The organism is Exiguobacterium sp. R-39, assembly GCF_049942815.1.
GTDB lineage: Bacteria > Bacillota > Bacilli > Exiguobacteriales > Exiguobacteriaceae > Exiguobacterium_A.
In genome coordinates, this window is the sequence record NZ_CP187965.1 from 2,070,350 (window position 1) to 2,089,859 (window position 19,510).

Annotated in this window: 23 protein-coding genes; 10 read left to right on the forward strand and 13 right to left on the reverse strand. The window is 44.0% G+C overall.

Annotated elements, in window-relative coordinates; genetic code table 11:
• Positions 1-66 precede the first annotated feature (66 nt).
• Positions 67-792, reverse strand: coding sequence for an alpha/beta fold hydrolase (locus ACP26N_RS10995; protein WP_131502678.1), 726 nt, complete (start codon positions 790-792; stop codon positions 67-69).
• 8 nt (positions 793-800) lie between these two features.
• Positions 801-1,358: a GNAT family N-acetyltransferase gene (locus ACP26N_RS11000; RefSeq protein ID WP_012370898.1), complete on the reverse strand. Its 558-nt coding sequence runs from the start codon at positions 1,356-1,358 to the stop codon at positions 801-803.
• A gap of 122 nt (positions 1,359-1,480) precedes the next feature.
• Between ACP26N_RS11000 and ACP26N_RS11005 the strand changes: the two genes are divergently transcribed.
• From ACP26N_RS11005 to ACP26N_RS11025, 5 genes are all read left to right on the forward strand, one after another.
• Positions 1,481-2,212 carry a hypothetical protein gene (locus tag ACP26N_RS11005; RefSeq protein WP_426353818.1) on the forward strand — a complete coding sequence of 244 codons (732 nt, stop codon included), beginning with the start codon at positions 1,481-1,483 and terminating at the stop codon, positions 2,210-2,212.
• Between the two features lie 250 nt (positions 2,213-2,462).
• Positions 2,463-2,756, forward strand: a complete 294-nt coding sequence (locus ACP26N_RS11010) for a hypothetical protein (protein ID WP_026832492.1) — start codon at positions 2,463-2,465, stop codon at positions 2,754-2,756.
• 202 nt (positions 2,757-2,958) lie between these two features.
• Positions 2,959-3,270, forward strand: coding sequence for a branched-chain amino acid transport system II carrier protein (locus ACP26N_RS11015; RefSeq protein WP_426353820.1), 312 nt, complete (start codon positions 2,959-2,961; stop codon positions 3,268-3,270).
• Positions 3,215-4,282 carry a branched-chain amino acid transport system II carrier protein gene (brnQ, locus tag ACP26N_RS11020; RefSeq protein WP_426353822.1) on the forward strand — a complete coding sequence of 356 codons (1,068 nt, stop codon included), beginning with the start codon at positions 3,215-3,217 and terminating at the stop codon, positions 4,280-4,282. The genes ACP26N_RS11015 and brnQ overlap by 56 nt, the downstream gene beginning before the upstream one ends.
• A gap of 64 nt (positions 4,283-4,346) precedes the next feature.
• Entirely contained in the window at positions 4,347-5,219 is an 873-nt protein-coding gene (locus ACP26N_RS11025; RefSeq protein WP_131502681.1) for a DegV family protein, read from the forward strand.
• Between the two features lie 163 nt (positions 5,220-5,382).
• Here ACP26N_RS11025 and ACP26N_RS11030 read toward each other — a convergent pair whose 3' ends face one another.
• The 3 genes from ACP26N_RS11030 to ACP26N_RS11040 are packed head-to-tail and all read right to left on the reverse strand — an operon-like array spanning position 5,383 to position 7,059.
• Positions 5,383-5,889 (reverse strand): hypothetical protein, encoded by a 507-nt coding sequence (locus ACP26N_RS11030; protein ID WP_131502682.1) that lies wholly within the window; start codon positions 5,887-5,889, stop codon positions 5,383-5,385.
• Positions 5,876-6,514, reverse strand: a complete 639-nt coding sequence (locus tag ACP26N_RS11035; protein ID WP_426353824.1) for a phosphatase PAP2 family protein — start codon at positions 6,512-6,514, stop codon at positions 5,876-5,878. The genes ACP26N_RS11030 and ACP26N_RS11035 overlap by 14 nt, the downstream gene beginning before the upstream one ends.
• Positions 6,514-7,059 (reverse strand): phosphatidylglycerophosphatase A family protein, encoded by a 546-nt coding sequence (locus tag ACP26N_RS11040; RefSeq protein WP_026827879.1) that lies wholly within the window; start codon positions 7,057-7,059, stop codon positions 6,514-6,516. The genes ACP26N_RS11035 and ACP26N_RS11040 overlap by 1 nt, the downstream gene beginning before the upstream one ends.
• Before the next feature lie 145 nt (positions 7,060-7,204).
• Between ACP26N_RS11040 and ACP26N_RS11045 the strand changes: the two genes are divergently transcribed.
• Positions 7,205-7,717: a YjcG family protein gene (locus ACP26N_RS11045; RefSeq protein ID WP_131502684.1), complete on the forward strand. Its 513-nt coding sequence runs from the start codon at positions 7,205-7,207 to the stop codon at positions 7,715-7,717.
• A gap of 2 nt (positions 7,718-7,719) precedes the next feature.
• Here the strand turns inward: ACP26N_RS11045 and ACP26N_RS11050 are convergent, their stop codons facing one another.
• Positions 7,720-7,923, reverse strand: a complete 204-nt coding sequence (locus ACP26N_RS11050; protein ID WP_114595378.1) for a hypothetical protein — start codon at positions 7,921-7,923, stop codon at positions 7,720-7,722.
• A gap of 133 nt (positions 7,924-8,056) precedes the next feature.
• Positions 8,057-8,830: an enoyl-ACP reductase FabI gene (gene fabI / locus ACP26N_RS11055; protein ID WP_114595377.1), complete on the reverse strand. Its 774-nt coding sequence runs from the start codon at positions 8,828-8,830 to the stop codon at positions 8,057-8,059.
• Positions 8,831-8,974: 144 nt separating this feature from the next.
• On the opposite strand from fabI, the gene ACP26N_RS11060 reads away from it, so the two are divergent.
• Positions 8,975-10,144 carry an FtsW/RodA/SpoVE family cell cycle protein gene (locus ACP26N_RS11060; RefSeq protein WP_131502685.1) on the forward strand — a complete coding sequence of 390 codons (1,170 nt, stop codon included), beginning with the start codon at positions 8,975-8,977 and terminating at the stop codon, positions 10,142-10,144.
• A gap of 45 nt (positions 10,145-10,189) precedes the next feature.
• Here ACP26N_RS11060 and ACP26N_RS11065 read toward each other — a convergent pair whose 3' ends face one another.
• Genes ACP26N_RS11065 through ACP26N_RS11075 form a run of 3 tightly spaced genes read right to left on the reverse strand, consistent with a single transcriptional unit; the run spans position 10,190 to position 12,554 of the window.
• Positions 10,190-11,071, reverse strand: coding sequence for an RluA family pseudouridine synthase (locus ACP26N_RS11065; RefSeq protein WP_131502686.1), 882 nt, complete (start codon positions 11,069-11,071; stop codon positions 10,190-10,192).
• Between the two features lie 18 nt (positions 11,072-11,089).
• Positions 11,090-11,893 (reverse strand): NAD kinase, encoded by an 804-nt coding sequence (locus ACP26N_RS11070; protein WP_114595374.1) that lies wholly within the window; start codon positions 11,891-11,893, stop codon positions 11,090-11,092.
• A 10-nt stretch (positions 11,894-11,903) separates the two neighbouring features.
• Positions 11,904-12,554 carry a GTP pyrophosphokinase gene (locus ACP26N_RS11075; protein ID WP_034769792.1) on the reverse strand — a complete coding sequence of 217 codons (651 nt, stop codon included), beginning with the start codon at positions 12,552-12,554 and terminating at the stop codon, positions 11,904-11,906.
• 105 nt (positions 12,555-12,659) lie between these two features.
• Between ACP26N_RS11075 and ACP26N_RS11080 the strand changes: the two genes are divergently transcribed.
• Entirely contained in the window at positions 12,660-13,235 is a 576-nt protein-coding gene (locus tag ACP26N_RS11080) for a CYTH domain-containing protein (protein ID WP_251138588.1), read from the forward strand.
• A gap of 92 nt (positions 13,236-13,327) precedes the next feature.
• Positions 13,328-14,119: a DsbA family protein gene (locus tag ACP26N_RS11085; RefSeq protein WP_114595373.1), complete on the forward strand. Its 792-nt coding sequence runs from the start codon at positions 13,328-13,330 to the stop codon at positions 14,117-14,119.
• Between the two features lie 170 nt (positions 14,120-14,289).
• Here the strand turns inward: ACP26N_RS11085 and pepF are convergent, their stop codons facing one another.
• From pepF to cls, 3 genes are read right to left on the reverse strand one after another with little or no spacing between them, the layout of a single operon-like run.
• Complete coding sequence (gene pepF / locus ACP26N_RS11090; RefSeq protein ID WP_188004545.1) at positions 14,290-16,092, reverse strand: oligoendopeptidase F; 1,803 nt, start codon at positions 16,090-16,092, stop codon at positions 14,290-14,292.
• Between the two features lie 5 nt (positions 16,093-16,097).
• Positions 16,098-17,165, reverse strand: coding sequence for a competence protein CoiA family protein (locus tag ACP26N_RS11095; protein WP_131502688.1), 1,068 nt, complete (start codon positions 17,163-17,165; stop codon positions 16,098-16,100).
• A 14-nt stretch (positions 17,166-17,179) separates the two neighbouring features.
• Positions 17,180-18,691, reverse strand: coding sequence for a cardiolipin synthase (cls, locus tag ACP26N_RS11100; protein WP_426353827.1), 1,512 nt, complete (start codon positions 18,689-18,691; stop codon positions 17,180-17,182).
• Positions 18,692-18,752: 61 nt separating this feature from the next.
• On the opposite strand from cls, the gene ACP26N_RS11105 reads away from it, so the two are divergent.
• Positions 18,753-19,475: an SDR family NAD(P)-dependent oxidoreductase gene (locus ACP26N_RS11105; RefSeq protein WP_131972455.1), complete on the forward strand. Its 723-nt coding sequence runs from the start codon at positions 18,753-18,755 to the stop codon at positions 19,473-19,475.
• Positions 19,476-19,510: the final 35 nt, after the last annotated feature.

Below are 19,510 nucleotides of genomic sequence, written 5' to 3' on the forward strand. Positions count from 1 at the left end.
ACCGGTTACGTAAAAGAAGCAAGAAAGCGCCCACCGTGTGGTGAACGCTGATCAGACAGATTGCCCTCAAGACTTCTCCTCTGAGAACACTTCTTCTAAAATTTCACAAAATGCATCCGGTGTCTCAAGCATCCCCATATGACTGCTGTCCGTCGAACGTTTTATAATCCGTTCGTTTTGAGGCGCAAATGCACTCGCTTCCGAAATTAAAGGATCCTTCGTTCCGTGGATGATCACTCCTGGAACATCCGTTCGACTTAAGACGGCTGTCAAATCTCTACGGTCACGCATCGCTGTCAGCGCCCGTATTGCCCCTTCGACAGTCATCATATAACCGATTTCCTTCGCTTCAGAGACGATCATCACATCAGTACCTTCAGCGAATAGGCCGGGAACTAACCCGTCAACAAATTCCCGTACACCGATTTCTTGGACTCGGCTGATGTTTTGATTTCTTTTTTGTTTGGCTTCGTCCGTATCTGCTTTAGCCGTTGAGTAGACAAGACCAAATCCATTGATTTTTTCCGAATACATCTCGACAATCGAGGAGACGATATAACCGCCAAACGAATGTCCAATCAGAATCGGCCGTTCAATCCCTCTTCGTTCCAAGTCCTCCATCACCCATGAGGCAAATTCTTCAATCGTCTCCGGACCGACTGATTGTCCTTCATGACCAGGCAGAGCCAGCACGAGTACATCAAACGACAGACGCAGTTTCGCTTCAACCCGATTAAAATAATCCGTTCCTCCGGCAAATCCATGTAGTAACACAAGTGATTGTTTCGACATTCGACTAGTCATCCTTTCCATTCCGATGCAAGCATTCGATAGATCGTTAAATCCATAAATCGTCCATGACTGTACGCATAATCTTCAAGTAATCCTTCTGCTTGAAAACCAAGTTTCTGAACCAGTGCATTGGACGCGATATTTTCAGGTGCAACGAGTGCACTGATTCGATGCAGCGCGAAGTCTTCAAATCCGTGTGTCAAGACTGCCCGTGCTGCTTCCGAGGCCACTCCCTGTTGCCAATAGTCTTGGCTGACTTCAAATCCGATTTCTGCCCGGTGATACTGGGTCAACCAATTATGAAATCCAATCGTTCCAATCAGTTGATTCGTTTGTTGGTCGGCAATCGCCCATCGAATCGCTTTCCCTTGGGTGAATTGTTCTTTGAAGTAACTGATGACATTTTTTGCTTCATACACCGTGACCAGCGGATCTGATCCGTAGTAATACATGACCTCATCATCCGATAAAATCTTAAATAGATCTCGTGCATCTTTGTTTTCCAGTTCTCTCAAGATGAAGCGTTCTGTTTTTAGTTCCGGGAATGGTTTTCTTAACCCCCACATGCCCAATCACCTCTTTTTTATATTATGCCCGTTTTCAGAAGGAAATACCCTTTTCGCTCATTAGAAGTTTTGCTACTATTGAACTTATTCACGTCCTGACCACGAAAGGAAGTCGCTCGTTTATGTCCAACTCCCTGCTCTACTTGTATGAAGATGCCGAAAATCATCGTTTGACGATGTCCGGTGTTACTTTTGCGGACTTTATCACGTCTATTGATTCAAAAAGTGCCCTGCTCGTCTCAGGAGCCGCTTTCAAATCCATCAAATATTCTTCGAGGACCGCCTTTCATTATGTCGAGGCGCATGAAGTCGAACAATTTGTCCAATCGAATGATGTAGAACGTTTTCCACTGAACGCCATTGATATCCGTTCTTCTCATTCCCTGGATATCCTGACAGATGTTGAAATTGCAGAGCTGTTGTTTTTAATGCATATGAAACGCGGAATGCCTAGTCCATTCATGACTTCCGTCGAAAACGAATGGGCCTATTTCAGTGAGCATAATGGGACACAGGCAACGGCTTATTTAAAAGATTGGCCCAGTATCGAACAAGTCTTATCCACATTAGTGCAACAAAAAATCCGTCGCGAACTCCGTATTCCGACCCTTTCACCTCTTACAGCGGAAATCATCATTAATCTGCGTCAATTGTTACAAGAAGGAATTTTGATCGATTTCACGCATACACGGCAATCGATGTTCACACGTCAAACGACCATTCCGGTTTATATCGCCGGTCGATACGAAGACATGCATGTTCTGAAAGAAGATCTTGAGACAAAAAAAGAATCGATCATCCTTCGTGGTGAGTTGATCCATCGTAAAAAAAATTGGAGTTTGGAGTTACGTTGATCCTAATCACTTTTTTTACTTGATAACAGGATAGTTTTCTCATATTTTTCATACGGTACTTTTTGCTCGTTTTTTGTATAATCCTCTATATGACAATACCATTACTGATTAATCGGAATTTTCACATAAATTAAGACTGGTATCTGGTCCAGACTTCGTTATAATGAGATTAACCTTTTGGAAGTTAGAAGTTGGAACCGCTTTTCTGATGATTTAAATAAGTTTGGATCAACCGAAGGAGGAATTTAGCATGGATCAGTTAAAAGTGAACGGTATCGGTTCATTCACCAAGTTTGCAACGAACGGAAACATCCTGAAATTGAAGGATGCCACAACAGGCGAACTGAAAGTATCGTTGAATGAAGCGAGCTCAATGACTATCTCACCTATTGATGAAGAAACAGGATTATTTATTATCCATGGTCAGCAGCAAGAACCACTCGTGGAACTGACCCTCCCTCGTCAATCGTGCGAAGTCGTTCACGCTTGGCTCCTCCATAAATTAAGACGACAAAAAAAAGGTCGTTTCATGGCGTCTAGCTAAACCACTTACTCCTTTACTTTATCATTCCTGCAACATCCTGCTCATGTCACCGTTAGAGATCTTCTAACCATGACATGGGCTTTTTTTGGTAAAGTCAAAAAATAAACCTTGAAAACAAATGAATTTTCTAAAAATTCTTTCATCACTTCTCATCCGGTGATATAGTGAATAACGTAAAAAAAAACAGGAGGTAAGATATATTATGAGTAAAAAAGATGTTTTTGCTTTAGGTTTTATGATTTTCGCATTATTCTTTGGTGCGGGTAATTTGATTTTTCCTCCTGAACTCGGTGCCCTGGCCGGAACACAGTTTTTTCCTGCAATACTCGGCTTCATTGTTACCGGTGTCGGATTACCTCTGACTGGATTGATTGCTGTCGCATGGGTCGGCGGGGGAATCAGTACACTTGCCCGTCCGCTTCCTAAATTCGTCGGTGCTCTACTGACTTTTGCTTTATATGTCGCCATCGGACCTTTTTTTTGGAATTCCACGGACTTCCGTCGTCACGTATGAACTTGGTGTTGTTCCCTTCTTAAGTGGTCCTAGTCAAACGACGCTGTTGATTTCTTCTTCCGTTTTCTTTTTAATCACGTTGTATCTTGTCCTTAAACCGGGCAAACTGCTCGATATCATTGGTCGTTTTATCACTCCGTTGTTGCTGTTGGCACTTGCGACACTCAGTATCAGCAGTATCTTAACGCCATTATCGGCAGTTCAACCCCCCGCCTCTTCGTACGATGGTTTTACAGATGCATTCATTCAGGGATTTCTTCAAGGATACTTGACGCTTGACGCTCTCGGCGCTCTTGTATTTGGTGTCATCGTCCTGCATACGCTACATGTCAGAGGTTTAAAAAGTCGAAAAGTCCAATTAAAGACCGTGACACAAGCCGGATTGATTGCTGCACTATCACTGACTCTGGTTTACACCGGACTCGGCTTCATTGGTCGGAATAGTTTTGGAGCAGTCGGGGTAATCAATGGTCCTTCATTATTACAACAATATGCCGAAAGTACATTCGGAACGATTGGTCTGATGATTTTGGGAGTCGCTATTTTGCTTGCCTGTTTAACGACATCTGTTGGTCTTGTCACAGCTTTTTCAGAATATATGATGTCGCTCTCAACCCGTCTCACACTTCCGGTCACCGGCATTATCACAACCGTTTTAGGTTTTTCCGTTTCAATTGTCGGACTTGATGCCTTACTTGCGATTGCGGTACCTGTCTTGATGTTCCTGTATCCGATCGTCATCGTCCTGATTGGTTTGACCTTTATCCGTTCTTTGCTGAAGAGACCATCACTTGTGTATCGAACCACTTTATCGGTCACGGCCTTGTTCTCTTTATTAAGTGCTCTCCATACGTTAAAAGTTTTGCCTGATCCGATAGTCGCTGTATATTCATTCTTGCCGTTATCCGATAAAAGTTTAGCTTGGCTGTTGCCTGTTTTGATCACCTTCTTCATCAGTTCATCGATTAGACACGTTTCTCCAAATTCTATTCCTGAAAAACAGATTGGCTAGTGATGCCGCTTTCATCGCTATGGTATGATTAAAAAAATGAAATTCTACTGGAGGCGTCGCTTTAATGGATAAGATTGCTTGGATTACCGATAGTATGGCTTTTTTCCCATCCGGGGAAGCTGAAAAACTCGGAGTCCATGTCGTACCAACAGTCATCATCATCAACGGAGAATCATACCGGGAATATGCTGATCTGTCGATTGAACAACTGGATCAAAAAATGCGCGAAAATTCTTCTGTCATCCCGACGACTTCACAACCGTCGTTTGGTGAGTTAGTTGAACTTTACGAGCGTTTACAAGCAGACGGTTATGATTATGCGTATGCTGTTCACATCACGAGCGGCTTAAGTGGGACGTATGCCAGTTCTGTCGCCGCTGCGGATGCTGTCGGTTTTAAGTTATATGCCATTGACTCTTACACCGGTGCTACGAATCAACAAAACATGTTACGTCTTTCCATCGAAATGGCGCAAGCTGGTAAGCAGCCGGAAGAAGTCATGCAAGTCTTGGAACAGTTCAAGCACCACTCTCATTTCTATCTGATTATCGGCAACATGGAGACGATGCGTCGAAGTGGTCGTGTTTCCAGCAGTCAATTTTTACTGGCCAACATGCTGAACATTAAACCGATCGTGAAGTTCGACGAGGTCGGTAAACTGGTTCCGTTTAAAAAAGTGCGGTCGATTAAAAAAGCTTTTCACGAAATGTCATTCGAGATCGCTACTAAAATCGAACAGTTTGGTTTATACAATCAGACCCTTTACATCGGCCATACACTTGCGCGGTCTTCTGCCGAACAATTACGCGATTTGCTGCAAACAAAATTGCCACAGATTTCAATCGAAATTACACAGTTTGGTCCATCCATTCTCACGCACGCTGGATCGGAAACCGTTGGTGTGTACTGGTTCGATGATTTGACTGTCAACCTATAAGAAGTAACCTTGAACGACTTCCTTTATTTTGGACGCTGCTCCCGCTTATTAGGTGATTCCGATATTACATCGGAGTCATCTTTTTTAGTGCCCGTATAACAGTCCATCTACACAAAAAAACCGAATGGGACCTTTGAATTAAGTGTCCCCATTCGGGTAAGTGTTATCCTTGCTGCAAATCATTCATTTGTTTAAAGACATCATCAAGCATCGTCGCTTCATCTTCTTGGCGCAAAATCGTCTGATGCGGACGAGTGATTCGTTTTTCCCATGCTTCTGCCGGATAAACGGTCCAATCGAACTGCTCCACTTCCTCTAAATAACGGAGTACCGTTTCCAGAGAAGGGTTTTCTTCGTATTGTCGTAACCAGTTTGCATAACGTTTATCTGGTTTCCCATCCTTCAGTAAGGTTCTACCACTCTCAAGAATAGACCATTTCGGCTTCGCATCAATTTGAAACAACTCCAAATGCCGGAATCCCTCAAACGTGCGGCTCGTAAATGGAATCAAACCGTTCTTTTCAACGAGACGTTTCAATCGCAAATGCGTCCGCATCGTCATGAACCGTTTTTCTTCTCCTACTCGCTCTACTAATAAAGTAGGAACTGCAATCGTCTTCATCGCCGTTTCATCAAAAAGCAGACTGTGATCGATATCAATTAATAACATGATGACCGGTCTCCTTTTGTTTACGTCGCGATGAGATGAAGGCATAGGACAGACACAAGATGAACGCAGCAAAACAAAAACCACCAACAACATCTGAGAAGTAATGCACGTTCAAGATAATACGTGACGAACCCATTGCTAAAATCAACAGACTAAGAAAGATTCCCAAAATGATTTTCCCGGCCCGGTTTAAAAACCGCCAACTCAAAATCAAAAATCCACCGTACACTGCAAAAGCCATTGACGAGTGACCGCTCGGAAAACTGTAGCCGACTCCGCCAACCAATTCATTGAGTGAAGGACGATCCCGGACAAAAAAAGTTTTAGCAACTTGATTGAGAACGGCCACCGCCAAAAAGGATAACAGATACCAAATACTTCCCACTCGATCTCGCCACAGGTAATAACTGATGGCGGTTAACAGAAGCGTCACCGTTACGGCTCCTACTCCTGATCCTAACTGCGTGAACCAACTGACATAGTCAGCCGGGACTTGTTTCGACATGCGATTGGACAGTTGCGCGTCAAATAAAAAATAGCCCGTCAACCGGATGGAGATAGCGATTCCGAGAAAGATGACGAACGCAATTCCTGAAACAGCTAAAGCTTTTCGATTTAGTTTCATCAATACGTCCCTTTCCGTTGCTCAAGTTCTTCGGCCGAATAATCTTCTTTATCACGTAATCGGTGTGCAAGACGTCCAGACGCATTGGCAGCGATGGCTGCTACGATATCATCCATGAAGGTATTGACGCGTCCGTCATCGACCTTTGTATCCAGCTCTTTGATAATCCCGATCTTAGCCTTATCCAAGTAACCAAACGTCGTTACGGCAATCGAACCGTACGTATTGACAGCTCCAATTGCAATCGTCTCGTCGACGCCAAACAATCCTTCATCACTACGAATGATGGATAAAAGCGGTTCAGATAACAATCCTTTTTCGGCTAAAATATCGAGTTCTGCCCCAACGAGAATAGCATGCTGCAACTCCCGTTTTTCGAGAACACGTTCCACGGAGCTGACACAGGTTTCAAGCGTAAGTTCAATCGTGTATGGTGCTTGCATTTGATACACGATTTCAGCAATTGCATGAATCGTGACACCTCGCTCATGCAGCTTATCGATTGCTGCTTGTTTTACTTCTTTAGAATGTGCTTTTTCTTTCATGACAAAATCCACCTCTCTGACAAAGTTCTTCACAAGTATACACGGATTGCTGCTCTCCCCTCAAACTTCTTTGACATCACACCGATAATCCGTCATGATTATCCTGTAAAGCGTTATCATTTCAGGGGAAAGTAGGGGATTTTCGATGAACATCGGGGTAGTTTTGTTTCCATCGAAACGAATTCAGGATTTTGCGAATTCATACCGAAAACGGTACGATTCCAAGTATGCGTTAATCACACCACACATTACGATGCGAGAACGGATCAGTGTCGATGATACCGAACTGGATTCCATCGTAGCTGCTCTCAATCAGGTAGCAGAGCAAACGAAACCGGTTTCACTTCATATCCAAGGCGCTCGGTCTTTCCATCCGACGAATAATGTCTTATTTTTAAAAGTCATGCCGACGGATGAATTGGAACAATTACATCAAGCCTTGCATTCGGGTGATCTTAGTCACACACCGAAGTATGATTTCTTACCTCACATTACAATCGGTCAAGATTTATCCGATGTCGAATTATTCGACGTTCTCGAACGATTGAAAATGGAAGATATCCGTTTCCAAGAAGATGTCACCAAGATGGCTCTTCTGTATGAACTCGAAAATGGTTCATGGAGTGTGTACGAAACGTTCCGATTTACAGGTCAATAACATCAAACTTCCCGGTCGAACTTGCGACCGGGAAGTTTTAGTTCTGGCAAAACCCCATAAGCATTTGCTTGTTCTTCCAGCTCAGCATGATGCGGCTCGACACGCTTGATCGGATTGATGCGGGCGACCGGTTCTGTTTTCCGCTCCAAATCGACTCTGACTTGCCGATTCACATATTGGACTACCGTAAAATCTACTTGGTACATAGAATATCCCTCCCTAAAGTTCAGCTCGTTATTCTGTTATTCCCAAAATCTCTTTAAGAAAAACAAAAAACCAAGGTTTCCCTTGGTTTTAACTGTACAGTTTAGTTCGGAATGAACGAAAATTCTTATTATATTATAAGATATGGAAACCGCTGTCGACGTGAAGAATCTCACCCGTAACACCACTCGACATCTGGGACAAGAGGAATAATCCACTTTGACCAATTTGTTCTGTCGTGACATTACGGTGAAGTGGTGCCCGCTCTTCAATACTTTCGAGAATCGAATTGAAATCACCGACACCTTTTGCAGAAACCGTTCGGACCGGACCGGCTGAAATCGCGTTGACGCGAACACCCTGCTTTCCGTATTCTGCTGCTAAGTAACGGACACTTGCATCGAGTGCCGCTTTCGCGACGCCCATCACGTTGTAGTTCGGGACCATCTTTTCGCCACCAAGATACGTCAATGTAATAACAGAGGCATCTTCCGTGAAGAAATCTTTTGCCGCTTTCACAACAGCCGTCAAACTGTATGCCGAGATATCGAGTGCTTGCGCAAACTGTTCGCGTGTCACACCTGAGAATTCACCACGTAATGCTTCTTTATCGGCAAAAGCAATCGAGTGAGCGATTCCTGAAATCTGTCCGTGATCGGCATGAATCGTTTCAAATACTTGTGTGATTTCAGCATCACTCGTGACATCACACGTATAATACGTCGCCGGTCGTGAAAGTTCTTGACCTAACTTTTCGAGTGGCGCCTTGAAGCGTTCTCCGACATACGTAAAGGCAAGACTTGCCCCTGCCGCATCAAGAGCACGTGCGATTCCCCATGCGATTGACCGTTGATTGATGACACCCATTACAACATACGTCTTTCCCTCAAGCGAAGGATAAATATTCATTATGAGTTCCCCCTTAAATTAGTACCTGGTAATAACACCTATATCTAGGTTACAAAAACGTAACGCTTCTGTCAACCATCGCTCTTGATATTGCGATTTTGATAAATTACGGTAATATAGAAAGAGACAGAAAGTAGGGATGGAATGAACCGTTTTAAATCATTTACACAACGTTATGATAACACGTTGCTTTTTTTGCTCGGTTGTTTGATGGTCATCAGTGTCATCGCAATCTATACCGCGCAACCTTTCTTACAAGGGGCAATCAGTGAAATCAATTTCATGGCAAAACAGATTCAGTGGTATATCATCGGATTTATCGCACTGTCTGTCGTCATTCTCATCGATTATGAGCAGCTGAAACGTTTTCACTGGTACTTATATGGAGCAGGGATCATCTCCCTGATTGGTCTCGTTGTTTTACGTAATACGCCGTTGGTCGCAAACATTAAAGGGGCGTACGGTTGGTATCAGTTCCCCGTCATCGGAACCGTTCAACCGGCTGAGTTCATGAAGTTTTTTCTGATTGTTACGTTAGCTGCGGTGATTTCGGAACACAATGCCCGGTATGTCCAACATGAACGGGACTTCCTGCTGTTAGTCAAGATGGCCGCGATTACGTTGCTTCCGCTTGCTTTAATCATCATTCAACCTGACTTAGGAATCGGTTTGATTCTCTGCGTCATCTTAGCGTGTGCGATGTTACTGTCCGGCTTGAACTGGAAATGGTTGCTTACTATGTTCGGCTTGTTGACCGTCGCAATTGTCGGATTCTTTTATCTGTTTTATTTCCAGAATGATTTACTCGCCACCTTCTTCCCGGGGCATGCGATGAACCGGATTATGGCTTGGTTACAACCGTTTGAGTATGCGGATGACCTTTCCTATCAGCTGGTCCAATCGATTAACGCCATCGGCTCAGGTCAGATGTTTGGTGTCGGGTACGGAAAACTGCAAGTATCAGTTCCCGAACTGCATACCGATTTTATCTTCACCGCGATCTCAGCTCACTACGGCTTTATCGGCGCAGCCGTCGTTCTAATTATCTTGTTCCTTTTCATCTACCGGTTGATTCAAATCGCGCTGGAAACAGCAGATCCGTTTGGAACGTATATCGTAACGGGTTATGTCGCCATGTTCACATTCCAAATCTTCCAAAACATCGGTATGACGATGGGTGTCTTACCGATCACCGGTCTCCCGCTTCCCTTCATTAGTTACGGAGGGTCGACGATGATTGTTAACTTGGTTGGACTCGGCTTGATCATGGCAATTGCTTCACAGTCCCGTATCTCGATGTTTGATGAAGATTAACTTCAAAAAAGAGTGGCATCCAGTCGGGTGCCACTCTTTTGGTATTCACGAAAGACTTAAGTCGTCCGGCAACGGTGCGACGAATGTCATCACCTCACCTGTCCCCGGATGCGGAAACGTAGCAGATGCGCTGTGTAGTGCTTGTCTCGCAATCAATGGTGTCCCTTTATACATCGTATCTCCGACTAACGGATGACCAAGTGCAGCAAGGTGAACCCGGATTTGATGCGTCCTTCCCGTCTCCAGTTTAATCGTCAATCGGGACAATTCACGCGAAAACGCAGTAATTCGCTCACTCGTTAAGATATGCGTTACTGCCTGTTGACCATCCTCCCGGACCATTCTTTCCATGAAGGAATGATCGGTTTGACCGATCGGAAGATCAATTGTCTGAGGTTTGATTGATCCTTCAATCAACGCCACGTACCGGCGATCGAGCAAACCATTCTGTTGCATCTTGCTCAACTGATGATGCGCAAGGGCATGTTTTGCAAAAACGACCAAACCACTCGTGTCACGGTCCAACCGATTGACGATATGAATCGCGTATGGAATTTGATGTTGCCGGTAATAACCGAGCACGAAATTCGATAATGACCGCTCTGGATGGAGTCGGGACGGAATGGAAGCCATGCCCGGTGGTTTATTGACAATCAACAGCCATTCATCTTCAAAGAGGATATCGAGTTCCCCGCTTGTCGCATGCATGTCCTGAGCAGGCTGTTCTTCCGGAAACCGGACATGAATCCGGTCGCCTTCATGAACGGGCTCGTTGACGTTGACATGTTGTCCATTCCGTAAAATATTCCCGTGGTGCTTGATCGAAACTAACATTTTTCGGGAAATATGGAGGCGTGTCGTACAAAAATGACCGACACTCCAGCCATCTTCAATAGAAGTTACTTGTTGTTCAATTTGAAATGCCATCACGTTACCTCTTTATAATTAACTTCTTTCTTCTGCTAAAAATGATTCTCGGACGCGTTGCCAAAACGGGAAAGAGCGGAATCGGGCGAATTTGACTTTTTTATCGGACACACGACAACGGATTGACTTAACATTTTGATGCACAATCGATGCATAATGATCGTATGTCAATTGAAAATCAATCGGATTGACCGGTTGAATCTCGACATCGTGGTGCTTCGGCAATAACATCGGGGATCCAATCGTCCGGTACACCCGGTTATTGATTGAAGCCATTTCTGTGATCTGGATCGCCTCGAGCGCCGGGTGCACAATGGCCCCGCCCAGTGCTTTATTGTAGGCTGTTGAACCGGATGGGGTTGAAATACACAGACCATCACCACGAAACGTTTCAAAATACTCTCCGCGAATCGACAGATCACAGACCAATGTCTGATTAAAACTTTTAATCGTACATTCGTTTAATGCCAACAGTTTATTCGTCGAACCGTCTGCATAATCGATCGATAATTCAAGTAGCGGATATTCAACGGTCGCTATGTTATCGTCCGCGATGTGTTGAATCAATTCATCCATTTCTTCCGGTCTCCAGTCGGCATAAAAGCCGAGATGCCCGGTATGAATTCCGACCAGCGTGATTTCCTCGACCTGATCCAAATAAGAATGGAAGGCTTGCAACATCGTACCATCCCCGCCGATTGAAATCACGATTTCCGGAGTAACGACGTCTCGATGACTTCCCCGTTCGATCAACGCCTGTTCTACTTGTTCCTTCAGCATATGGGAACGTTCATCGCCCCGAGCCGTAACCGCAAAACGCATCGTCATCCCCCTACTCTTTTGTTCGATTCTTTGCTTCGGTCGCCTCTCGTTCATGTAAAACGACTTGAGCATCTTGTATCTCTACTTTCAGCTGACTCATCTCCGCATCGAGCAGAAACGCTGCTTCAGCCGCACGCCTCAATCGTTCCCGTGTCTCTTCGGGAATGTTCCCCTGATATTTATAATTCAAAGAATGTTCGATCGTCGCCCAAAAATTCATTGCAAGTGTCCGGATTTGAATCTCAACAAGTGTCGGGATTTCTCCTTCAATCGTTTGGACAGGATAAGCAATGATGATGTGGTACGAACGATACCCACTCTCCTTCTTTTGTGTAATGTAGTTGCGTTCCTCGACAATCTTAAAGTCTCCCCGTGAACGTAACAGTTCTAAGACATGGATGATGTCATCCACGAATTGGCACATGATCCGGAGACCTGCTATATCTTGCATATCTTGTTCCAATAACTCGATATCAATCGATTTTCGTTCAGCCTTCTGTAAGATACTCTTTACAGGTTTGACACGTCCTGTGACAAATTCAATCGGTGAATGTTCCCCACGTTGTTGAAATTGTTTTCGAATGGCTTTTAATTTTACTTTTAATTCATCCACTGCGATTTGATACGGTGCGAGAAATAAGTCCCAATTTTCTTTTGTCATCGTTATTGTCACCACTTTTAGTCTAAATTGTTAGTTCAATTCGTTCCACTACACCATTCATGGTATCATATTTTCAAGCATTCAACTAGAAAGGTGTGGTCGGAAATGAGACAAGAAATGGAAATTGAATTTAAAAACCTGTTAAACGAAACGGATTACACCAAACTGATGGAACGGTACAATACATCCGGGTCTTCTGTTTGGCAAGCAAATGACTATTTTGATACACCTACGTTTGAACTTCGTAGCTACGGTGCTGCATTGCGCATTCGTGAAAAGAAGACCGGTTTGGTTTTGACTTTGAAAGAACCGCAGGACGACGGGTTACTTGAAACACATGTGTCTTTGTCCGAACAAGAGGCGGAAGATTTATTCCAATACGGTTTGATCCACTCTCCTGAAATGAATCAGCAGTTGGAAAAATTCGAATTAACGACTTCACTTGAACATTTAGGACGCCTTGAAACAGAACGATTCGAGAAACAACTGGAAAGCGGTTTGTTAGTTTTAGATAAAAGTACGTATTTAGGCACCACAGATTATGAACTTGAATTTGAAGTGACAAACTACGCGGCCGGTAAACGTGCGTTCGAAGAACTGTTGCAAACAAACGAGATTCCCCTTCGTGAAACAAAAAATAAAATCGTCCGTTTTATGGACCGTAAAGCGCTTACACGTTAATCGTGTAGAAATGTACAAGCAAAACCTTTGCTCTTTCTTTTTTTTCGTTGCTAAAATAGGGTAACGATATTAAAAAGAAAAGGGGTGAACGGATGGAACACGAACAATGCAACGGTTCATATTGTTCATTGGACGAACCATCAATTCAACAACCGACAAAACCACTAGAAATCTATCATTTTCTAGACATCACACAAACGGATGGTTTACGGTTGATTCCCGTTCTCAAGAAATTAGAATTAGAATACGGTCATCTGTTCCGTCTTCGGACAATTGCAACAATTCCTTGTGCGCCTTCGCGATCAGCGTGTGATATGTCACCTCTGCTGATTCTAAAAGCAATTGAATTGCAGGGGAAAACGTTTGGCATGCGATTCATGCGTCGTTTACGCATGTTGCATAATGTCGAAGGAAAAAGCGCTTATTCGCGCTCTTCCCTGATGCGATTGGCAGAAGCATTAACGGAATTTGGTCTTGATTTAGCAGAATTCCATCGTGATATCGAATCAGATACCATTCAATTGATGCTCGAAAAGGAAACTGAACTGGTGACCGATTGGGACGTACGTATTCTCCCGACGCTTGCTTTTGTTGGAGATGAGGAAGCAATCAAGGCTGAAGGCCATTATGAATACTTGATTTATGTATCGATTCTGAACGAATTGTTAGAACAACCGTTTGAGAAACAGGCAAAGCCTCCTCTCGAACAATTCTTGAGACGGTATGACACCGCAACGACTTCTGAAATTGCATTTATCTATGATGCAACAGAAGCGCAGGTTGAACACGAATTGAAAAAGTTAATGCTTCAACAAAAATGCGTTTCACTGACGTATTGTGACGGTAAAGTATGGCGTCATTTAAAAGATTCTGCCCATGCTTAACTTAAAGAAGCTGCTTCCACGTCAATCGCGGAAGCAGCTTCTTTGTCGTTCTTTTAAACTCGGATGGGGGAAAAGAGAATCATCAGGGGGAATGTGATTCGCTTCACATGTTTAGTATAATCGAATACATCCCTCTTCGAAAGCCCTTTGTTCATATTTTCACAAAATTGTCATTCTCCGAGCAGTGCTTCAAATTCATCGAGTACCCGTTCGAATTGACGGAGGGCTGCTTCAACCGGAGCTTTCGTCGTCATATCGACGCCTGCCGCCTTGAGGACTTCAATCGGATAATCACTTGATCCTGCTTTGAGGAAGTTATTGATGTAGCGCTCGACCGCCGGCTCTCCTTCTTCTAAGATTTGCGAAGTCAGTGCCGCTGCTGCAGAAATACCTGTCGCATACTGATAGACATAATAGTTGTAATAAAAGTGTGGAATCCGCGCCCATTCCAAACCAATTTCTTCATCTAACACGATACCCTCACCGAAATACGTTTCATTTAAGGCATAGTACGTCTTAGTTAAGAATTCAGGTGTCAGCGCTTGTCCAAGACGTGCCGCTTCATGAATCTGGTGTTCGAACTCTGCAAACATCGTCTGACGGAATAACGTTCCACGGAATGTTTCCAATTGGTTGTTCAAGAGGTACAGTTTCTCGTTTTTATCCGTCACACGTTTCAACAAGTAATCATTTAGGAGTGCTTCGTTTGTCGTCGATGCTACCTCAGCGACAAAGATTGAATAATCACCATAAGCGTATGGTTGATTCTGACGTGTATAGTAGCTATGGACGGAGTGACCAAACTCGTGTGCTAATGTAAACAAGTTGTTGACGTTATCCTGCCAATTCATCAAGATGAACGGCTGTGTATCGTATGCGCCTGACGAATAGGCACCACTCCGCTTACCACGTGTTTCACGGACATCGACCCAGCGTTCCGCAAGACCTTCTTCAAGAATATGTTTGTATTCAGGTCCTAGTGGTGCTAATCCATCCACCATCAACTGTTTGGCTTCTTCGTACGTCACCTTCATTTCGACTTCACTGACGAGCGGTGTATACATATCATACATATGCAGTTCATCGACGCCTAAAATCCGTTTACGTAAAGCAACATAACGGTGTAACAACGGAAGGTGTTCGTGAACCGCTTCAATCAATCCGTCATATACCTGCTCCGGAATCGTGTTTCCGTGTAACGCTGATTCGCGGGCCGTTTTGAACTTCCGGACCTCGGCATAGAAGTTATCTTTTTTGACGGAACCGGCTAAAGTAGAGGCTAATGTGTTCGTATACTGACTATACGTCCCATACATCGCTTTAAACGCGTCCTCGCGTACAGAACGATCTTTTGACTCCATGAACGTGATGAAACGTCCGTGCGTCAGTTCTGCCTCTTCCCCGTCCTCACCTTTGATTTTCGGGAATTTCATATCTGCATTATTTAACATGCCAAATGTCGTTCCCGACTGTCCGAGAACTTCTCCTGCTTTTGCGAGAATTGCCTCTTCCGCTTCTGACAAGACATGTTCCCGTTCACGGTTCAACTCGTCAAATGCATGACGGTAAAGCGCAAGATCCGGATTCTGATCCAAGTACGAAGCGATCGTCTCTTCTGGAACTTCCAACAGCTCAGGTGTCATGAAGGCTAATGTTGCACCAATTTGCGAAGCCAGCGTCCGGGCACGGTCATTCATCGCCTGATAAAAACTATCCGCCGTATTTTCATCGTAACGCATATGTGCATATGTATAGAGCTTATGCAGCCGTCTTGAGATTTCGTCACGAAGTTGAAGTCCTTCATATAAAGTTGCATCCGACTGTGCAAGACGCCCTTTATACTCGACAAGTAGTGGAAGCATTGCTTTCACTGACTCAAACTCCTCTTCCCATTTTTCGTTCGTTTCATAAATCGATTCTAAATTCCACGTTTCTTCGTTCTTGACGTCTTTCCGTGTTAATACTTCTGCCATATGAATCACTCCTTTACTTCATTTATACCTGTTTCCCTTTCGACAAACAAACGAAGCGCTCCTGCTAACCTTTGATCTTCTTCCAAACGAGCCGATAAATCAGCAGGACGGTTTTGAAAAAGTTCAGACAGGTGGTATTGAAGAAAGTTGATAATCGCCATCCATTCTTCAATCAGAGCATATAAATCAGCTAGCTCAAATCGAATCTTCATCTGTGTCAGACATTCTGTGAGAAATGAAAGGAGATTGGGCACGGAGTAATTTCCTTTTAAACGCAGGTAAACTGCTATTTGAATTTCAAAAGGATGGACGGGTACGGAAAGTAACGCAGATAAGGGCAAAAAACACCAGGATGGAAGTGTAGAGACATAAAGATTGGAGTGATAAAGAGGAAAGCGTACATAACGATGCGGTAACGAAGAAAAAAACGGACGAAGCCGATAGTGTTTTATCAGTGTCGTCCATGGTCGTTCGAGGAATTGTCGCGGAACCGGACGTGGGAAAAGAAATTGCTCCACTGACAAGGACACGCGCTGACAGATTACAAAACGTTGTGCGAACGGAAGTGGATGCATGTAGCGGATAATTCGTTCCTGCTCGATTAAATCAATATAACCATTCTTCATAAATGCCGGTTTCATCCAGCCATCGAGCTTAAGAAACTGACCGCTCGACTCATGAAACCCGATCCACCGTACTTGATATCCGCCTTGTTGATCGATCGACCATCTTCGTCGCCATTCTTCAGCGCTCATTTTCGAGCGCTGAATCTCAATCCCGATTTCTCCGGGCCATATTAAAAGGTCAAATCGTCTTCGCCCCCGTACCGCCTCAATTTCAACCTTAAATCGTAAATTTTCAAAATGGGCAGCAAGTCGTGTTTTCCAAAATTGATGTTCTGACGATTCACCGGTACAGGCCGTTACGTGAACAAAATGTAGCCGTTTTTTCCCTTGCCGGATCCGAAGGCGTGTTTGGCAATACGGACAGTATAGTATTTTACCTGCTAACGATTGTAAGGTCTCAAGCTGACTGTTGATTCGATTTCCTTGCTCATCCATCGCCTCAAACATCTTACTCCTCCTCATTAGAGCAACGGTGAAAATAACCGCGAAATGGATTCAATCAAACGTTGACTAAAACTTCTTTGAATAAAGACACTCCGTTCGACCTGTGAAGAATTCGAAAAATCTTCATAAAAATCACGTGTCAATTCATGGACTGAATTTGTCCCGTACAAAAAGGCGTTTACTTCAAAGTTCAAATGGAAACTTCTTAAGTCCATGTTCGCTGTGCCGATCGTCGCAATCGCATCATCGACTACGATGACTTTCGAGTGCATGAATCCTTTGTTGTATTCGTAAATCTTTACACCTGCTAATAATAAGTCGTCAAAATAAGAGCGGCTGGCATAAAAAACAACTTTATGGTCCGGAAAACTCGGCAAGAGGATTCGGACATCAATACCAGACATGGCGGCGGTCTTCAAAGCTGTCATCAGGTCCTCATCCGGAATTAAATACGGAGAAGCGATGTAAACCGAACTGCGGGCTTCCGTGATTAAACCAAAGTATAAAGACTTCATTGTTTCATGTGGTTCATCCGGTCCGCTCGCAATGATTTGAACACCCCCTGTCGCTTCCTCCATGACTTCGAGCGGTTTCATGTAATACGGTGTAAACAACCGTTCTCCCGTCATGTAGTACCAGTCCTGAAGGAAAATCAGTTGCAACTCCGAGACTGCTTCTCCCCTGACCAACAGGTGGGTATCTCGCCAAAATCCAAAAATCTTATCTTTTCCCATATACTCGTCTCCGACATTGATTCCACCGGTGAAAGCAACTGTACCGTCAATGACAACGATTTTCCGATGATTCCGGTAATTGGATTTACTCGAGATAAAAGGAAGGACGACAGGGAAAAATGGGCGCACTTCGATTCCGACCGCCTCCATCTTTTTGAAGTAGGTTTTGTCCGTTGAGAAACAACCGACAGCATCATATAAAAAACGAATCTCTACTCCCGCTTCTGCACGTTCAATCAATGCTTCTTGCAATTCTAGCGCAAGTGCGTCATCCCGGACGATATAGTACTCCAAATGGATATGGCGTTCTGCTTGACGGATTTCTGCTAACAATAACGGAAATTTCTCTTGTCCGTTCGTCAATACTTTCGTATGGCTATTATACGAAATCGGCAAGCGGCTGATCGAATCGATAAGTTTAACAACTTTCGTGTAATGTCCATGTCGGAACACCCGATTGTGTATCCCATGATCAAACTGGGTACGATATTTAATGTAAGACTCTTCATCGAGCATCGCTTTCAGACGAAACATTCTTTTTCGTCTATAATTTTGACCAAAGGTGAAATACACGAAAACACCGACGACCGGTAATGCCATCATGACAAGTGCCCAGACAAGCGTTCGTTCCGGATTCCGGTTCTCAAGCAAGATGATGACGAAGACACTCAGTACGACGAGAATGATGACGAGAGAGAGCCATCCTACCATGTACACACTCCAGTAATAAGAAAGAAATCCGATCAGACTGACTGTCAACAGCAGCGTCATAAGTAATTGGACACGTCGCAACATGGTATCCCCTCCTGTAATTTGTTATGAATGACATACTTTTATGTAGAAGGGACGATTCAAAATGAAAACGTATCTAGTGACTGGTGCAACAAGCGGAATTGGTGAAGCTACCGCCTTACAACTGGCACAAGAAGGACATACTGTCCTTGCGCTTGGACGAAATGAGGAACGTGGTCACGATTTGGAACGTCGCGGTGAAGGACGGATCAACTTCTTTCCAGTCGACTTGTCGATTCCATCCGACATCGATCGATTTTTCGAAGACACAAAAGAACAATTCCCAATACTTGACGGGATTTTCAACAATGCCGGAACCTTCGGAAAGCCGGTTGCACCAGAACGGGTGACTGACCAACAGAGCGAAGTCTTTCAAGTCAATTATCATGCACCGGAGCAGATCATTCAACATGCAGTCAAACGGCTGAGTCGTGGTGCTTCCATCGTTAATAACAGTGCAATTGTCGGACATGTTAAATTCCCTGCCATGCTCTTGCCGTATGCTTCCTCCAAGAGTGCTCTTCTTACGCTTACGAAAACATATGCTGCTCGGTTTCACGGAAAATATCGTTTTAATGCTATCTGTCCCGGTCCTGTCGACACGAAGTTAAGTCATTCCTTATATGGTGGAAAAGATAAGTTTGATTTAGCGATGAAACATCATTTACGTGGTGAAGCGGCTCAACCGTCTGAAATCGCAGAAGTCGTCTGCTTTTTATTATCCGATAAAGCAAGTTACATCAATGGACAAACCTTAGTCGTCGATGGCGGTTACACCCTCACTTGATTATTCTACACAACAAAGGACTGCTTCCAAACAAA

Excerpts from the sequence above, each read along its gene's own strand:
- ACP26N_RS10995 (WP_131502678.1), bottom strand. The coding sequence starts at position 792 with ATGTCGAAACAATCACTTGTGTTACTACATGGATTTGCCGGAGGAACG.
- ACP26N_RS11000 (WP_012370898.1), bottom strand. The coding sequence starts at position 1,358 with ATGTGGGGGTTAAGAAAACCATTCCCGGAACTAAAAACAGAACGCTTC.
- ACP26N_RS11005 (WP_426353818.1), top strand. The coding sequence starts at position 1,481 with ATGTCCAACTCCCTGCTCTACTTGTATGAAGATGCCGAAAATCATCGT.
- ACP26N_RS11010 (WP_026832492.1), top strand. The coding sequence starts at position 2,463 with ATGGATCAGTTAAAAGTGAACGGTATCGGTTCATTCACCAAGTTTGCA.
- ACP26N_RS11015 (WP_426353820.1), top strand. The coding sequence starts at position 2,959 with ATGAGTAAAAAAGATGTTTTTGCTTTAGGTTTTATGATTTTCGCATTA.
- brnQ (WP_426353822.1), top strand. The coding sequence starts at position 3,215 with ATGTCGCCATCGGACCTTTTTTTTGGAATTCCACGGACTTCCGTCGTC.
- ACP26N_RS11025 (WP_131502681.1), top strand. The coding sequence starts at position 4,347 with ATGGATAAGATTGCTTGGATTACCGATAGTATGGCTTTTTTCCCATCC.
- ACP26N_RS11030 (WP_131502682.1), bottom strand. The coding sequence starts at position 5,889 with ATGTTATTAATTGATATCGATCACAGTCTGCTTTTTGATGAAACGGCG.
- ACP26N_RS11035 (WP_426353824.1), bottom strand. The coding sequence starts at position 6,514 with ATGAAACTAAATCGAAAAGCTTTAGCTGTTTCAGGAATTGCGTTCGTC.
- ACP26N_RS11040 (WP_026827879.1), bottom strand. The coding sequence starts at position 7,059 with ATGAAAGAAAAAGCACATTCTAAAGAAGTAAAACAAGCAGCAATCGAT.
- ACP26N_RS11045 (WP_131502684.1), top strand. The coding sequence starts at position 7,205 with ATGAACATCGGGGTAGTTTTGTTTCCATCGAAACGAATTCAGGATTTT.
- ACP26N_RS11050 (WP_114595378.1), bottom strand. The coding sequence starts at position 7,923 with ATGTACCAAGTAGATTTTACGGTAGTCCAATATGTGAATCGGCAAGTC.
- fabI (WP_114595377.1), bottom strand. The coding sequence starts at position 8,830 with ATGAATATTTATCCTTCGCTTGAGGGAAAGACGTATGTTGTAATGGGT.
- ACP26N_RS11060 (WP_131502685.1), top strand. The coding sequence starts at position 8,975 with ATGAACCGTTTTAAATCATTTACACAACGTTATGATAACACGTTGCTT.
- ACP26N_RS11065 (WP_131502686.1), bottom strand. The coding sequence starts at position 11,071 with ATGGCATTTCAAATTGAACAACAAGTAACTTCTATTGAAGATGGCTGG.
- ACP26N_RS11070 (WP_114595374.1), bottom strand. The coding sequence starts at position 11,893 with ATGCGTTTTGCGGTTACGGCTCGGGGCGATGAACGTTCCCATATGCTG.
- ACP26N_RS11075 (WP_034769792.1), bottom strand. The coding sequence starts at position 12,554 with ATGACAAAAGAAAATTGGGACTTATTTCTCGCACCGTATCAAATCGCA.
- ACP26N_RS11080 (WP_251138588.1), top strand. The coding sequence starts at position 12,660 with ATGAGACAAGAAATGGAAATTGAATTTAAAAACCTGTTAAACGAAACG.
- ACP26N_RS11085 (WP_114595373.1), top strand. The coding sequence starts at position 13,328 with ATGGAACACGAACAATGCAACGGTTCATATTGTTCATTGGACGAACCA.
- pepF (WP_188004545.1), bottom strand. The coding sequence starts at position 16,092 with ATGGCAGAAGTATTAACACGGAAAGACGTCAAGAACGAAGAAACGTGG.
- ACP26N_RS11095 (WP_131502688.1), bottom strand. The coding sequence starts at position 17,165 with ATGTTTGAGGCGATGGATGAGCAAGGAAATCGAATCAACAGTCAGCTT.
- cls (WP_426353827.1), bottom strand. The coding sequence starts at position 18,691 with ATGTTGCGACGTGTCCAATTACTTATGACGCTGCTGTTGACAGTCAGT.
- ACP26N_RS11105 (WP_131972455.1), top strand. The coding sequence starts at position 18,753 with ATGAAAACGTATCTAGTGACTGGTGCAACAAGCGGAATTGGTGAAGCT.